General features: G+C 70.9%; 9 protein-coding genes and 1 pseudogene. 2 read left to right on the forward strand and 8 right to left on the reverse strand.

From position 1 onward, the window contains the following. Positions 1-179: 179 nt before the first annotated feature. The 7 genes from FNQ90_RS02680 to FNQ90_RS02710 all read right to left on the reverse strand — a co-directional run bounded on the left by FNQ90_RS02680 (position 180) and on the right by FNQ90_RS02710 (position 11,370). On the reverse strand, positions 180-1,217 hold the full coding sequence (locus FNQ90_RS02680) for an ABC transporter ATP-binding protein (protein WP_182604768.1): 1,038 nt from the start codon (positions 1,215-1,217) through the stop codon (positions 180-182). Further along, on the reverse strand, positions 1,210-2,367 hold the full coding sequence (locus FNQ90_RS02685) for an ABC transporter ATP-binding protein (RefSeq protein ID WP_182604769.1): 1,158 nt from the start codon (positions 2,365-2,367) through the stop codon (positions 1,210-1,212). Before FNQ90_RS02685 ends, FNQ90_RS02680 begins: the two co-directional genes overlap by 8 nt. 14 nt (positions 2,368-2,381) lie before the next feature. Next, a complete protein-coding gene (locus tag FNQ90_RS02690; RefSeq protein WP_143616672.1) occupies positions 2,382-3,356 on the reverse strand; it encodes an ABC transporter permease in 975 nt (324 codons plus the stop codon). Further along, on the reverse strand, positions 3,349-4,278 hold the full coding sequence (locus FNQ90_RS02695; RefSeq protein WP_182604770.1) for an ABC transporter permease: 930 nt from the start codon (positions 4,276-4,278) through the stop codon (positions 3,349-3,351). The genes FNQ90_RS02690 and FNQ90_RS02695 overlap by 8 nt, the downstream gene beginning before the upstream one ends. A 150-nt stretch (positions 4,279-4,428) precedes the next feature. After that, positions 4,429-6,063, reverse strand: coding sequence for a peptide ABC transporter substrate-binding protein (locus FNQ90_RS02700; RefSeq protein WP_182604771.1), 1,635 nt, complete (start codon positions 6,061-6,063; stop codon positions 4,429-4,431). Positions 6,064-6,708: 645 nt separating this feature from the next. Beyond that, complete coding sequence (gene typA / locus FNQ90_RS02705; RefSeq protein WP_182604772.1) at positions 6,709-8,577, reverse strand: translational GTPase TypA; 1,869 nt, start codon at positions 8,575-8,577, stop codon at positions 6,709-6,711. A 279-nt stretch (positions 8,578-8,856) separates the two neighbouring features. Next, positions 8,857-11,370 carry an ABC transporter substrate-binding protein gene (locus FNQ90_RS02710; protein WP_182604773.1) on the reverse strand — a complete coding sequence of 838 codons (2,514 nt, stop codon included), beginning with the start codon at positions 11,368-11,370 and terminating at the stop codon, positions 8,857-8,859. A 560-nt stretch (positions 11,371-11,930) separates the two neighbouring features. On the opposite strand from FNQ90_RS02710, the gene FNQ90_RS02715 reads away from it, so the two are divergent. Continuing rightward, the gene (locus FNQ90_RS02715; RefSeq protein ID WP_182604774.1) at positions 11,931-12,131 is read left to right on the forward strand and encodes an SPOR domain-containing protein; all 201 of its coding nucleotides are present in this window, start codon (positions 11,931-11,933) and stop codon (positions 12,129-12,131) included. Between the two features lie 84 nt (positions 12,132-12,215). Then, positions 12,216-14,750: a SpoIIE family protein phosphatase gene (locus FNQ90_RS02720; protein WP_182604775.1), complete on the forward strand. Its 2,535-nt coding sequence runs from the start codon at positions 12,216-12,218 to the stop codon at positions 14,748-14,750. On the opposite strand, the pseudogene FNQ90_RS02725 reads toward FNQ90_RS02720, so the two are convergent. Next, a pseudogene (locus FNQ90_RS02725) lies at positions 14,732-14,894 on the reverse strand (GntR family transcriptional regulator); the annotation flags it as partial. The gene FNQ90_RS02720 and the pseudogene FNQ90_RS02725 overlap by 19 nt on opposite strands.

The raw sequence follows: 14,894 nt of genomic DNA on the forward strand, positions 1-14,894 counted from the left end.
GGGCCCGGGGATTTCCCCCGGAAACCCCCCGAATGACCCACAGGGGCGCTGTCGCCCGTCCGGGTCGGACTTCGCGACGGGGGTTCGGGAGCGGGAGCTCCGACACGACCGCGCCGGCCCCCGACGGGTGTCGGGGGCCGGCGCGGGGAGTGATCGCCGCAGAGGGTCGGGGCCGGTCCTCAGGTGGGGACCACCGTGCGTTCCTCGGCGAAGTGGCAGGCCGACGGATGGCGCACCGGGCCCTCGGCGTCGCGCAGCACCTCGGGCACCGCCAACAGCGGGGTCTCCTCCGCGCAGCGCTGCTCGGCCTTCCAGCAGCGGGTGCGGAAGCGGCAGCCGGAGGGCGGATTGGCCGGGGAGGGGACGTCGCCGTGCAGGATGATCCGTTCACGGCGCTCGCGCGCGTCCGGGTCGGGGACCGGGACGGCGGAGAGCAGTGCCTGGGTGTACGGGTGGGTCGGGTGCTCGTAGATCTCCTCGTCCGTCCCGATCTCCGCCATCTTCCCCAGGTACATGACCCCCACCCGGTCGGAGATGTGCCGGACGATGGACAGGTCGTGGGCGATGAACAGATAGCTCAGTTCGAATTCGTCCTGGAGGCGTTCCATCAAATTGATCACCTGCGCCTGCACCGAGACGTCCAACGCCGAGACCGGCTCGTCACAGATGATGATCTCCGGATTCAACGCCAGACCACGCGCGATCCCGATCCGCTGCCGCTGACCACCGGAGAACTGATGCGGATACCGGTTGATGTACTCCGGATTGAGCCCCACCACATCCAACAACTCACGAACCCTCGCCCGCCGATCACCCTTCGGCGCCGCCTCCGGATGAATCTCGAACGGCTCCCCGATGATGTCACCCACCGTCATCCGCGGATTCAACGACGTGTACGGATCCTGGAACACCATCTGAATGTTCCGCCGCACCGCCTTCAGCGCCCGCCCCGACAACCGCGTGATGTCCTCACCCTTGTAGAGAACCTCACCCGAGGTCGGCTGCTCCAGATTCATCAACAACTTCGCCACGGTGGACTTCCCGCACCCCGACTCCCCCACGATCCCCAGGGTCTCCCCCCGGAACAACTCGAAGGAGATGCCGTCCACCGCCTTGACCGCACCCACCTGCCGCCTGAACACCACACCCCGCGTCAACGGGAAATGCTTCACCAGATCGCGGACCTCGAGAATGGGCTCGCGCGCGGTCTCAGCCATGGAGGGTCTCCTTCCAGTAATGGCAGGCGCTGCCCCGCCCCTCGACGGGGGCCTCGGACGCGTCGAGGACGGTGTGCAGCGGCGGGCGCTCGGTGGTGCACCGCTCGGTGGCCATGGGGCAGCGGGGGTGGAAGGAACAGCCGGTGGGCAGCGCCGTGAGGCTCGGCGGGAGGCCCTTGATGGCGTACAACTCCTTGCCCTTGTGATCAAGACGCGGAATCGACTCCAACAAACCCTTCGTGTACGGATGCGCCGGCGCCGCGTACAACTCCTTCACCGGCGCCGTCTCCACGATCCGACCCGCGTACATCACCGCGATCCGATCCGCCACATCCGCCACCACACCCAGATCGTGCGTGATCAGGATCAACCCCATGTGGAACTCCCGCTGCAACTCCGCGAGAAGCTCCATCACCTGCGCCTGAACCGTCACATCCAACGCCGTCGTCGGCTCATCCGCGATGATCAGATCCGGCTCCAACGCCAACGCCATCGCGATCATGATCCGCTGACGCATACCACCCGAGAACTGATGCGGATAATCATTCACCCGCTCCCGCGCCGCCGGAATCCGCACCCGCTCCATCAAATCCACCGCACGCTCCCGCGCCTCCCGACGCGAAGCCCCACGATGAACCCGGAACATCTCCCCCAACTGATAACCCACCGACAACACCGGATTCAACGACGACAACGCGTCCTGGAAAATCATCGACATCCGCTCGCCGCGCAGTCGACGTCGCTCCTCCTCCGGGGCGACCAGCAGGTCCCGCCCCCGGAACAGCACTCTTCCGGCGGCGATGCGGCCGGGCGGGGTGTCGAGAATGCCCATGATCGCCTGCGCGGTCACCGACTTCCCCGACCCCGACTCCCCCAGCACCGCCAGCGTCTCCCCGGCGTGCACGGAGTAGTTCACGCCGTTGACGGCCCGGGCCACTCCCTCCCGGGTGCGGAACTCCACCGCCAGGTCACGGACCTCCAGCAGCGGCTCACCCCCACCGGTCGCGGGATGTCCGGCCCGGCCGCTCTTCGTGATCTCCACGACCTCCTCGGCCGGCCCGGTCGCGGAGGGGGCCGCCTCGACGGGGCCGGTGGTGCCGGTGGTCGCGTTCGGCTCGTCGGCCGTCGGCCGCTCGGTACGGTCGCTCATGCGGTACGCCTCCCTCAGCGCAGCTTGGGGTCGAGGGCGTCGCGCACCGCGTCGCCCATCATCAGGAACGCCAGGATGGTGGCGCTGAGCATGATCGAGGGGAAGATCAACACGTGTGAGGCGACCCGGATCGAGTCCTTGCCGAAGTTGATGTCCCCACCCCAGGAGACCGCCGGGTCGGCGAGGCCGATGCCCAGGTAGGACAGGGTGGCCTCGGCCGAGATGTAGCCGCCGAGGGCGATCATCGCCACCACGATCACCGGGGCGATGGCGTTGGGCAGGATGTGCCGCAGCAGGATCCGGGAGGTGCCGGCCCCCAGCGAGCGGGCGGCCTGCACGTAGTCGGCCTGCTTGACCTGGATGACCGAGCCGCGCATGACACGGGCGATGGTCGTCCATCCCAGCACCGCGAGGGCCAGGGAGATCACCATCGGACCGCGTACGTCGAAGGAGACCAGGATGACCATGGCGCCCAGCAGGAAGGGGATGCCCATGAAGGTGTCCACGACGCGGGAGAGCACGGTGTCCACCCAGCCGCCGAAGTATCCGGCGAGCATGCCCACCAGGCTGCCGAGCACGAAGACGATCGCGGTGACCGTCAGACCGATGATGATCGAGGCCCGGGTGCCGTGGATGATGCGGGCGTAGATGCTGCGGCCCTGGGCGTCGTAGCCGAGCCACTCGGGCGAGAAGAAGTGCGTGAGCTGCGGCTTCTGCAGGTAGAACTGCGTCAGGTCGCCGTCGCGCGGGCTGGCGTCGGTGAACAGGCCGGGGAACGCGGCGATCGTCAGGAAGAGCAGGATCAGCCCGGCGGAGATCAGGAACGACGGTTTGCGCCGCAGGTCGTGCCAGGCGTCCGACCACAGGCTGCGCGGCTTGCCCGGCGCGGGCCCGGAGTCGGGCCGCTCGTCGACCGGGACGGGGACCGCGGGCTGGGTCGCCTTCAGGGTGGCGGCCTCGGGGGTGGCCTTCATGGGGACGTCAGGCATAGCGAATCCTCGGGTCCAGCACGGCGTACAGCAGGTCGACGAGCAGGGTCACGACGAGGTAGACGAGGATCATGAAGGTGACGATGCCGACGACCGTCGCCCCCTCGCGGTAGGACAGCGCCCGGTAGACGGCGCTGCCGATGCCGTTGACGTTGAAGATGCCCTCGGTGACGATCGCGCCGGCCATGAGGTTGCCGATGTCCACTCCCAGGAAGGTGACCACCGGGATGAGGGAGTTGCGCATCAGGTGCACGCTCACCGCGCGGCGGCCGGTCAGCCCCTTGGCCCGGGCGGTGCGCATGTAGTCGGCGCGCTTGTTCTCGGCGACCGAGGTGCGGGTCAGCCGTGCCACGTAGGCCAGCGAGAGCGAGGCCAGGACCAGGGCCGGGAGGAGCAACTGGCTCCAGGCGGTGGGGTCCTGCACGGTGGGGCGGGCCCAGCCGAGGTTGTGCGCGAAGAAGACCTGGTACAGGTAACCGATCACGAAGACCGGCACCGAGATGAAGAGCAGGGTGACGAACAGGATCGCCCGGTCGGTCTTGCCGCCGCGGCGCAGACCGGCGATCACACCGAGGCCCACGCCCAGGACGACGGTGATCAGGAACGCCAGCGCGGTCAGTCGCAGGGTCGCGGGCAGTGCCGAGGTGATCACGTCGATCACCGGACGGCCGCTGGCGATCTGGGTGCCGAAGTCCCCCCGGAACAGGCCGAGGAGGTAGTTGAGGTACTGCTGCCAGAGCGGCAGGTCCAGACCGAGGTCGGCCTTCATCGCCGCGATCTGGGCCTCGTCGACGCTGCGTTCGCCCCACAGGGCCCGGACGGGGTCGCCGGGCAGTGCGTACATCATCAGGAAGACCAGCAGCGTGGCCCCGATGAAGACGGGAATCATCTGGAGCAGTCGGCGTACGACATAGCGCCCCATCGTTCCTCCAACTCGGATGTGTCGGATCACGGGAGCGACGGGCCGCCCGCCCGGGGTGCGGGTGGTGCGGCCCGTCGCTCTCCGCGGCCTCCGGCCGGGTAGGGCCGTGGCCGACGGGCGTCCGGTGTGGGGACACCCGTCGGGGCGGCCTTACTTGACGGTGACCTCGGTCAGGACCGGCTGGCCGGTGACGTCGAAGCGGACGTTCTCCACGTTCTCGGAGAAGCCGCCGTTGACGCCCTGGTGCCACAGCGGGATGGCCGGCATGTGCTCGAAGAGCGCCTTCTCGGCCTCCTGGTAGGCGGCCACGGTCTCCTCGACGGAGGCGGCGGCGTCACCCTCGGCGAAGAGGGCGTCCACCTCCTCGTTGGAGAAGAAGCCGGTGTTGGCGGAGGAACCGGTGCCGTACAGCTCCTTCATGAAGGAGACGTTCAGCGGGTAGTCGGCGATCCACCCACCGCGGTACATCGAGTCGACCTCCTTCGCGTCACGCGCGTTGAGGTCGGTCTGGAAGTCCGGCTTGGCGTCGCCGGTGCACTCCACGCCGGTGTTCTGGCGGATGCTGTTGCAGACCGCGGTCACCCAGGCCTCGTGGCCACCATCGGCGTTGTACTGAATGGTGATCTCGTTGCCGGGGACGCCGCCGCCCTCTTCGATGAGCTCGTTGGCGCGCTCGGGGTTGAACTCCATGATCTCGCCGCCGGAGTTCTCCTGGAAGCCCATGGCGCCGGGGGCGACGAAGCCGGTGGCGACGGTCACCGAGTTGTTCAGCACGGTGGAGACGATGGTCTCGCGGTCGATGGCCATCGACAGGCCCTGCAGGACGCGCGGGTCGGTGTCCTCCCAGGTCTCGCTGTAGAAGACCGGGACCAGGGTCTGGTTGGCCATGTACGGCTGGGAGATGGCGCGGTCGCCCAGGTCGTCCTGGAAGACCGGCAGGTTCTGGGTGTCGACCTGGCGCAGGATGTCGAGGCTGCCCGAGAGCAGGTCGTTGTAGGCCGCGTTGAGGTTGTTGTAGTTGACGAGCTCGACGCCGTCGTTCTGCGGCTTGTTGTCGCCCCGGTAGTCCTCGTACGCCTCGAGGGTGATCTTGGAGTCACGCTCCCAGGAGGCGAACTTGTACGCGCCGTTGCCGATCGGCTCCTGGCCGAAGGCCTGGGGGTCGTCGTAGAAGCTGCTGGGCAGCGGGGTGAAGGGGTTGTAGCCCAGCTTGTAGTTGAAGTACGACACCGGGGAGGAGAGGGTGACCGTGAAGGTCAGCTCGTCGACGACCTCGAGGCCGGACATCTCCTCGGCGGTGGCGTCGCCCTCCTCGGGGTGGACCTCGTCGTAGCCCTCGATGTCCCCGAACCAGTAGCTGTTCTTCTGGTTGTTGGACAGGTGGGCGGCCCAGTTCCACGCGTTGACGTAGGACTCGGCGGTCACGGCCTCACCGTCGTGGAAGGTCCAGCCGTCGCGCAGGGTGATGGTCCACTCGGTGGCGTCCTCGTTGGCCTCGATGGACTCGGCGGCGGTGTAGACCAGGCCGCCCTCCTCGTCGAAGTCGACCAGGTTGGCGAAGACGTTGTCGATGACCAGGGCACCGTACTGCTCGTTGGTGTCGGTCGGGATCAGCGGGTTCTGGGGCTCACCGGCGTCGATGGAGAAGACCGCCGACGCGGAGCCGCCGCCCTCGCCACTGCCGCCGTTGCCGTTGTCGCCACCGTCGCCGCCGCCGCAGGCGGTCGCGGCGAGAGCCACGCCTATCGCACCTGCCACCCACTTGGCGCTGCGCGCACCGCGCATGGACCTGCCTCCTTCGGAGTTCGCTCGAAGCATGGGGCGCCGCACACGCGAAGCCTTCACACCCGTCGTGTTCGGCGCCATGCGATCGGGAAGCCGGGAATCACCCTCCCGCGGAAGGCCCGAACGGTCGATCGCAACCTGAACCACTATGCGACCTGAGTCGGGCCCCATGCGCCATTTCAGATCACAATGTGATGACGGAGCGAACATCACAACGGACAAATCACCTGATACTTCAGCCCTCCCGGGCGCCCCAAGGGGATGAATGTGACGCCCGACACCCCAAGGTGTCCGCACATCGAACAGGCGTGGACCTCTGTCCGCTTTGCCCCCCTTGACATGTTCACATTGCAGCCATTTCGTGGATGAGAAGTAAAAAAACTTCACCGCGTGACGGTTGGAGGGTGTTTCCCCGGGCCATTCGAGATTTTCCTCACGCAGCGCACACGATCCCGTCCCCGGGCGGTCGGCGGCCGGGAAGCGGCGTCCCGGCGGCGAGGAAATCCGGAGGTGCCCGGACAGGTCCGGATGAGTCCGAATGAGGGGGCGCGTGCCCCGGAAAGCCCCCCAACGGGGCGGCGGCCCGGCACCGGTTTCACCGGTGCCGGGCCGCCGCGAAGGTTCCCGTGAGCGAATCGCGAAGAGTCAGGCGTGCTTGGCGCGGGAGGCCGCCCGGGCCCGTTGCCGCTGGTCGAGCACCACCTTGCGGATGCGCACCTCGTGCGGCGTGACCTCGACGCACTCGTCCTCCCGACAGAACTCCAGCGACTGCTCCAGGGAGAGCTTGCGCGGAGGCACCAGGTTCTCCGTGGTGTCGGCGGAGGCCGCCCGCATGTTGGTGAGCTTCTTCTCCTTGGTGATGTTCACGTCCATGTCGTCGGAGCGGGAGTTCTCACCGACGATCATGCCCTCGTAGACCTCGGTCCCGGGCTCCACGAAGATGACGCCCCGCTCCTGGAGGTTGAGCATCGCGTACGGTGTGGCCGGCCCCGGCCGGTCCGCCACCAGGGACCCGCTGTTGCGGGTGCGCAGCTCACCCACCCACGGCTCGTACCGCTCGAAGATGCCGTGCGCGATGCCCGTTCCCCGGGTCTCGGTCAGGAACTCGGTGCGGAACCCGATCAGTCCGCGGGAGGGCACCAGGAACTCCATCCGCACCCAGCCCGACCCGTGATTGGTCATCGTCTCCATGCGTCCCTTGCGGGCCGCCATCAACTGGGTGATCGCGCCCAGGTGCTCCTCGGGGACGTCGATCGTCATCCGCTCCACCGGCTCGTGCACCCGGCCGTCGATCTCCCGGGTCACCACCTCGGGGCGACCGACGGTCAGCTCGAAGCCCTCCCGGCGCATCGTCTCCACCAGGATGGCCAGCGCCAGTTCACCGCGGCCCTGCACCTCCCAGGCGTCCGGCCGCTCGGTCGGCAGCACCCGCAGCGAGACGTTGCCGATCAGCTCCCGGTCCAGGCGGTCCTTCACCAACCGCGCCGTCACCTTGTGGCCCTTGCCGCCCTTGCCGACCAGGGGGGAGGTGTTGGTGCCGATGGTCATCGAGATGGCCGGCTCGTCCACCTGGATCAGCGGCAGTGCGACCGGGTTCTCCGGGTCGGCCAGGGTCTCGCCGATCATGATGTCGGGGATGCCCGCCACCGCGCAGATGTCCCCGGGGCCTGCCTTCTCCGCCGGCTTGCGGGTGAGCGCTTCGGTCATCAGCAGCTCGGTGATCCGCACGCTCTGCACCGAGCCGTCGCGGCGCATCCACGCCACGGTCTGTCCCTTGCGCAGCTCGCCCTGCTGGATGCGGCACAGCGCGATCCGGCCGAGGAAGTTGTCCGCGTCCAGGTTGGTGATGTGCGCCTGGAGCGGGGCCTCCTCCTCGTACACCGGCGCCGGCACCGACTCCAGCAGCGTGGAGAACAGCGGCTCGAGGTTGTCGCTGTCCGCCGGCACCGTGCCGTCGGCGGGCTGGGTGAGGGAGGCCACGCCGTCCCGGGCGCAGGCGTAGACGATCGGGAACTCGATCTGGTCCTCGTCCGCGTCCAGGTCCAGGAACAGGTCGTAGGTCTCGTTCAGCACCTCGGAGATGCGGGCGTCGGGCCGGTCCGTCTTGTTGACGCACAGGATCACCGGCAGCCGGGCCTGCAGCGCCTTGCGCAGCACGAACCGGGTCTGGGGCAGCGGCCCCTCCGAGGCGTCCACCAGCAGGACCACGGCGTCCACCATGGACAGGCCGCGCTCGACCTCGCCTCCGAAGTCGGCGTGGCCGGGGGTGTCGATGATGTTGATGACCACCGGGTCCCCACCGCCCTTGGGGTGGTACCGCACGGCGGTGTTCTTCGCGAGAATGGTGATGCCCTTCTCGCGCTCGAGGTCGCCGGAGTCCATGACCCGATCGTCCACCTGCTGGTGGGCGGCGAAGGCTCCCGCCTGTTTGAGCATGGCGTCGACCAGGGTCGTCTTGCCGTGGTCGACGTGGGCGACGATGGCGACGTTGCGGATGTCGTGGCGCGTGGGCATGGCTGGCGGAGCTTCTCCCGGATAGCGACTGTCCCCCGGCGGGGGGATCCCCGGCGAGTCGGTGGCGTGGCCCGGCGAACTCGTGCCCCGGCCCGTCCCACATCGTACGGTGCGCTCCCGGGGGCGGCCCGCTCGTTCCACGCCGCGGCCCCGCCCGGTACCGACGTTTCCGTCACATCCGCGGCGTCCCCCGCGCCCTCCGGGGTGCCCCGTGTGCCCGGGGTCCGGGGTTTCCGCCGCTCCCGCATCCGCCCGGCCCGCGAGGGGCCGCCCCGTAGCTCAGCGGCGGCGGCCGAAGTCCTGCGGGCGCGGGGTGGCCAGGCCGAAGGCGCCCACGTTGGCCAGGTCGCGCTCGGCCGCCACCAGCTCCGGTCGCTGGTACAGCGGGATCGAGCCCGCCTCCGCCCAGAGTCTCAGGTCGACGCGGTGCAGCAACTCGGCGCGGCGTCCGGCGTCCGGCTCCGTGGCGGCCTCCTCCAACAGCTGGTCGATGTGATCGGTGCCCACCCGGCTGTAGTTCTGTCGGATGAACACCTCGCCGCCCGGGACGGCCTGCGGCTTCGCGTACATCGGATGGGCGTCGGTCGCCGGGAACGGCGTGGCCGGCCAGGAGTAGAGCGCCAGGTCGAAGTCCCCCGAGGGGATCCGCTCCGACAGGTAGGTGTCGACCGGAACCTCGACCCGGTCCACCAGCACGCCCACCTCGGTGAGCGCGTCGGTGATCAGGTCCGCCACGGTGTGCAGTTCGTCGATCCCGCGGTCCCGCTCGGCCCCCGTCCCCGCCTCCGGGACGACGAAGCTCAGCCGCAGCGGTGTCCCCTCCTTGACCCGGACCGCGGCGGCGGCCTCGTCGGCGAGCCGCTCGACCTTCCGGTTCGCCACCTCGGCGGCCCGCTCGGCCTCGTCCGCCACCCGCTCCAGCCGGGCCCGTTCGGTCCGACCCGCCCGCGCCGCGGCGACCCGGGAGTCGGCGGCGGCGCGGCGCAGCAGACCGACGCCCTGTTCCGCCGTGGTCAGCGGGTCGGCCACGCGGAAGAGCGAGCGGACGCCGACCGGGGCCGGGGGGCCGGCGGCCGGGGAGACCCCGGCCGCCGGGCTTTCGGGGGTGTCGGATCCGGCGTCCGCGTCGGTCGTCGGATCGCCGTCACCGCCGCTCTCCCGCCCCCCGCCGGGGACCCGGTGCCAGCCGGCGGCCTCCAGCACCTCGGCGGCGGCCCGGGGGCCGCTCTCCCCCAGTGCGCCGCCGTGGTCGCGGTACTCCTCCTGGGCCGGTACCCACAGGTGGTGGCCCAGGGGGCGCGGCGGGAGGCCGGCGGCACCGTGCACCTCGGCCGCCGGGGCCTCCCGGTCCAGGGCGAGGGCCAACGCCCGGCGCACCCGCTCGTCACGCAGCGCGGAGGATGACCCGTTGATCGCCAGCTGTGTCCAGGAGGGCCCGTAGGCGCGGTGGACGGTGTAGCGGGCGAGGTGTTCGAGGGCGCTCTCCTCGCGCAGGGCGAAGGCCCGGTCCCGGGAACGCTGCGCGGTGACGAGGGCCCCCGCGTACCGCTCGGCGGCCCGGTCGGCCGCCGCGGCGGCGGCGACCGGGGCGTCGGGCGCGACCGCCGCGAGTCGGGCGTCCCCCCAGCGGACGAGGTGGGCGGCCAGGTCCCGGCCGACGGAGAGCGTGGCGGTGCCGGGGGCCTCGGCGGCCTCGATCCCGGTCCCGCCGGTGCCGGGGCCGTTCGCGGGCGGCTCGGCGGAGGGCGCCCCGCGACCGTCGTCGGGCCCCTGCCCGTTCCCGGGTGGCCCGCCGTCGGGTTCCCCGCCCTCGGGCCCATCGCCCTCCTCCGGGCCGGGAGGAGCGTGCGGGCTGTCCACTCCCCCGCCCCGGGAGGGGGTCCCCGCCGCCGCGAGGACGCGATCGGCGGTGACCGCGTCCACCTCGGCCACGTGCACCGTGCCCCGGCCCAACTCCTCCAATCGACGGTGCCGGGGCACCCGGAGGTAGACCAGTTCGTCCAGCAACGCCCGGTCTCCCCACCACCCGTCGTCGCGGGCCAGCGTCATCCGTCCGGCCTCCCGGTCCACGCCCTCCAGGGTGAAGGGGCCGGCGGTGGCGGGAAGGTCGTCGCGGGCCCCGTTGTTGAAGGCGGCGGGGTCGCCGGTGAGCGAGCGGGGGTACAGCGGCGTGAACAGGGCGCGCCAGTCGGCCACGGTGTCCTCGGTCAGGACGGTGACCTCGTGTTCGCCGGGGCCCTGCCTCACCTCCGAGATCCGCTCGTAGCCGGCGTTGCGGGCGCTCCAGTAGGAGTTGTCCGAGCCGTTGAGCGCCTTCCACTGCGCGATGAAGTCCTCGGCGCCCACCGGTTCACCGTCGCTCCACACCGCCCGGGGATTGAGCGCGTAGACGATCCGCCACCCGTCCCCCTCGGGTTCGGCGCCGGCGGAGCGCAGGTAGTCGGGGTCGGGGTGCTGCCGCCCCCGTTCGTCGGTGACGAAGAGGCGGGGCAGCAGGCCGACCGTGACCCGGTCGGTCACCGGATCGGCGTCGTAGCGGAAGGTGTTGAGGGTGGCGGGCAGGTCGTCCACCGCCCATACGAGGGAGCCGCCCTCACGCAGCCGGTCCCGGTCCGCGGCCGGGACGGCGGACAGGAGCGCATCGGTGCCCCGCTCGGTCCCGGAGCCGGAGCAACCGGTCAGCAGGAGGAGCAGGAGTGCGCCCGCGAGCAGGCGGACGGCGTGCCCGCGCGGACCCCCGCCCCCGGCTCGCGCCGGTTTCCGGGTACCGGCGTCGTTCGACCGTCCCAGCATGCTGTTCCCTCCGCCGTGACCGGGGTGCGTGACCGGGGTGCTCCTATTGGCGTCTGATCACACCCCTCGCCAGCGAAAGCCACCCGGCGTCCCCCGCGAAGCGGACACGTCGTCACGGGCCCCGGATCTCACCCGACCGGCGGAGGGCCGGATACGCCGGGGCGCATTCGGACGTCTGTGAGGTGTCCGGCTCGCGATGGAAAGAACGCGCCGGGCGCACGCCCGGGCGCACACCGGGGTGCAGGAGCGATGACGGAATGGTTTTTCCGTGATCCGACAGTGACCGAACACGTCCCCGCCGTGAACACCGTGTGATGGTCATTCCGGGAGGGGGAGCCTCCCCGACCCGTTTCACCGGCGGAAACATCCCCGTCATCCCCGGTTGACACCCCGTGCCGGCGAGCCGGCTAGGCTGTCCCGTGACGGTCCGTCGGCTTCCCGTGTCGCCCCGTGCCGGAGGGGCCCGGGCCTGTCCGGTTCCCGCCCCGTGGAACAGATTTTCGTAGGCGTGAACACAGGTGCCGGCGTAGGGTCCGACATATGCGCCCAGGGGGTGAGAAATGAACGACGGCAATCCGCGTCCGTGGCAGGTGGTGCGCCAGGACGCGAACGGACACCGCTATCGCATCGGACGCTGCGCCACGCGCGCGGAGGCCCAGCGTCTGATCCGCAGGCTGGAGGAGGGCGCGGGCGCACGCCCGGCGGACTCCGGCCGCTATCTGGTGGAACGCGTCGAGCGGGCGGACAGCGCGCCTCGCTGATCACCGGCACAATCGGGTGTACGGGTGCGAATCCAACCCAACCGCGACCAACGCGGCGGGGCCCGAGCGGGGACGTGGTACGACGTGAGCACGAGCGCGGAGAGTCCGCGGGACGAGGTCCCGCCCGCCGGTTCCCCGGCACCCGGTGCCTCGCGGCCCCTCCTGGACACCCTGCGCATCGGCATCGTCGTGCTGGACCCCGGCGGCCGGATCCTCCTGTGGAGTCCGGTCGCCGAACGGATCCTCGGCTGGCCGGAGGCGCTCGTCCTCGGCCGGCACCTCACCGAACTCACGGCCTCCTCGTGCTCTCCGGGCGAGGAGGCCGGCGACGTCTACGGGCAACTCCTTCGCACCGGTTCCTGGCGCGGCGTGATCCTCCTGCGTCACCTGAACGGCGGAACGGTGGAGGTGGAGGGACGTGCCTCCATGATGCGCCGCCCCGACGGTTCCCCCTTCGTTCTCGCCAACCTCGTCGAGACCAGCAGGTTGGCCGGGATCGAACAGGAACTCGCCGCCCTCGACGCCCTCTTCACCACCTCCCCGCTCGGCATCGCCCTCTTCGACACCGAACAACGCTTCGTGCGGGTCAACGAGGCACTCTCCCGCCTGCACGGCGTCGCCCCCGAGGATCTGATCGGCCGGTCCGTCCTCGATGTGCTGCCCGAGCACATGGGTCCGCAGATCCACGCCGTGCAGCGCGAGGTCCTCGACTCCGGCCGTTCCGTCATCGACCTGGTCACCCTCTCCCCCGACCGCCGCGGCGCCCGTTCCGTCTCCTTCGGCCGGCTCACCGACCGCACCGGCCGGGTCCACGGCGTCAGTTGCACCATCATGGACATCACCGAGCGGCGGGAGGCCACCGAGAAGGTCGAACGGGCCCGGCAGCGCCTGGCCCTCCTGGACGACATCGGTGCCGCCCTGGGCGACCTGCTGGAGGTCGCCCCCGTGGCCGACTCCCTCGCCCACCTGCTCGTCCCGCGCTTCTGCGACTACGCGGGCGTCATGCTGCCCGCCGTTCTCCTGGAGGACGGCGACCCCGGCGAGGGCGAACACCTCCGCCCCGGGCCCCTGGTGCAGGCCGCCGTGGCCGCGAAACGGCACAGCCCCGAGGTCGACCGGATGCTCGGCCTCCACGAACGGGTGCGTTTCACCCCCGACTCCGTCTTCGGGAAAGTGCTCGCCGGGGGCCGCGCCCGCCTTCTGAACTCCGCCGGGTCCATCACCGAGGTGACCGCCCCCGACGACCCCAAGGTCGCCGCCGCCACCGGCCTGGGCATCCACTCCCTGATGGTCCTCCCGTTGCGGGCCCGGGGCAGCGTCCTCGGCCTGCTGGTCATCAGCCGTGCCGGCCGCCGCGCGGGCTTCGACGCGGACGACCTCGCCCTCGCCGAGGAGATCGCCGGGCGGGCCAGCGTCTCGCTGGACAACGCCCGCCTCTACGCCCGCGAGCGGGACGCCGCCGTGATGCTGCAACGCAGCCTGCTGCCGCAGAGCCTTCCCGAGCCGCCGGGCGTTCGGGTCGGCTTCCGGTACGTGCCCGGCAGCAGCCGCGCCGAGGTGGGCGGCGACTGGTTCGACGTGATCCCGCTGGCCGGCGGACGGGTCGCCTTCGTCGTGGGCGACGTGATGGGCCACGGCCTGCGCGCCGCCGCCACCATGGGCCGGCTGCGCACCGCCGTGCGCACCCTCGCCGATCTCGACCTGCCCCCGGCCGAGGTGCTCGAGCGCGTCAACCGCCTCTCCGACGACCTCGCCGCCGGACCCGACGAGCCGATGATGGCCACCTGCCTGTACGCCGTGCACGACCCGGCCACCGGGGAGTGCGCGATCGCCAAGGCCGGCCACGTCCCGCCGGTGCTGCTCACCCGCGACGGGTCGACCGGGCGGCTGTCGGCACGGCCGGTGGAGGTGCCCGACGGCCCCCCGATCGGGGTGCCGGGGGCCCTGCACGAGGAGATCCGGGTGCACATGCCCGCCGACTCGGTGCTCGTGCTGTACACCGACGGCCTGATCGAGAAGCGCGGGGAGGACATCACCGACGGCCTGGACCGGCTGTGCCACACCCTCACCGGCCTCGGGGGCGGGGAGCTCTCGCTGGAGAAGCTGTGCGACACGGTGCTGACCACCCTGGTCCCCGAGGCCGGCCGGCCCGGCCCCGGCGCCGAGGACGACATCGCGCTGCTCGCCGTCCAACTCGGCGGGCTGTCACCGGGCGACAGCGCCTCGTGGGTCTTCCCGGCTCGCAGCCACAGCGTCAGACGGGCCCGTTCGGTCGTCCGGCGCACCCTGCACGACTGGGGCCTGACCGAACTGGAGGACTCCGTGGTGCTGTTGGTCAGCGAACTGTTCACCAACGCCCTGCGGTACGCCCGGGGCCCCATCGGGGTACGGCTGGTGCGCGGCGGCTCCCTGCTGGTGGAGGTCTCCGACCCCCACCCCGACCCACCGCTCCCGCGCCGGGCGGGCCCCGAGGAGGAGAGCGGTCGTGGACTGCACCTGGTCTCCCTGGAATCCCACCGCTGGGGCACCCGTCGGGACCCGGCCGGGAAGACCGTCTGGTTCGAGGTCCACCTGCCCGACGGCCCGCCCGAACCGACGGATCAGCGCACCGGCAGGTGATACGCGATCCGGTACCGATCGGCCGGCACCACGAGATCGGCCGTCTCCACCGGCAGACTGCCGGCGCGGAACGTACGACTGATCACGATCATCAGCCGGCCCGGCCGCCCGCCCAGCGTCTCCACCTCCTCCACCTGCCCGGGC

Source organism: Streptomyces alkaliphilus (assembly GCF_014141535.1).
In the GTDB taxonomy this organism is placed as follows: Bacteria; Actinomycetota; Actinomycetes; order Streptomycetales; family Streptomycetaceae; genus Streptomyces; species Streptomyces alkaliphilus.

Bases quoted from the DNA above. Each gene is read 5' to 3' on its own strand.
- FNQ90_RS02695 (WP_182604770.1), bottom strand. From the start codon at position 4,278: ATGGGGCGCTATGTCGTACGCCGACTGCTCCAGATGATTCCCGTCTTC.
- FNQ90_RS02685 (WP_182604769.1), bottom strand. From the start codon at position 2,367: ATGAGCGACCGTACCGAGCGGCCGACGGCCGACGAGCCGAACGCGACC.
- FNQ90_RS02710 (WP_182604773.1), bottom strand. From the start codon at position 11,370: ATGCTGGGACGGTCGAACGACGCCGGTACCCGGAAACCGGCGCGAGCC.
- FNQ90_RS02715 (WP_182604774.1), top strand. From the start codon at position 11,931: ATGAACGACGGCAATCCGCGTCCGTGGCAGGTGGTGCGCCAGGACGCG.
- FNQ90_RS02690 (WP_143616672.1), bottom strand. From the start codon at position 3,356: ATGCCTGACGTCCCCATGAAGGCCACCCCCGAGGCCGCCACCCTGAAG.
- FNQ90_RS02700 (WP_182604771.1), bottom strand. From the start codon at position 6,063: ATGCGCGGTGCGCGCAGCGCCAAGTGGGTGGCAGGTGCGATAGGCGTG.
- FNQ90_RS02680 (WP_182604768.1), bottom strand. From the start codon at position 1,217: ATGGCTGAGACCGCGCGCGAGCCCATTCTCGAGGTCCGCGATCTGGTG.
- typA (WP_182604772.1), bottom strand. From the start codon at position 8,577: ATGCCCACGCGCCACGACATCCGCAACGTCGCCATCGTCGCCCACGTC.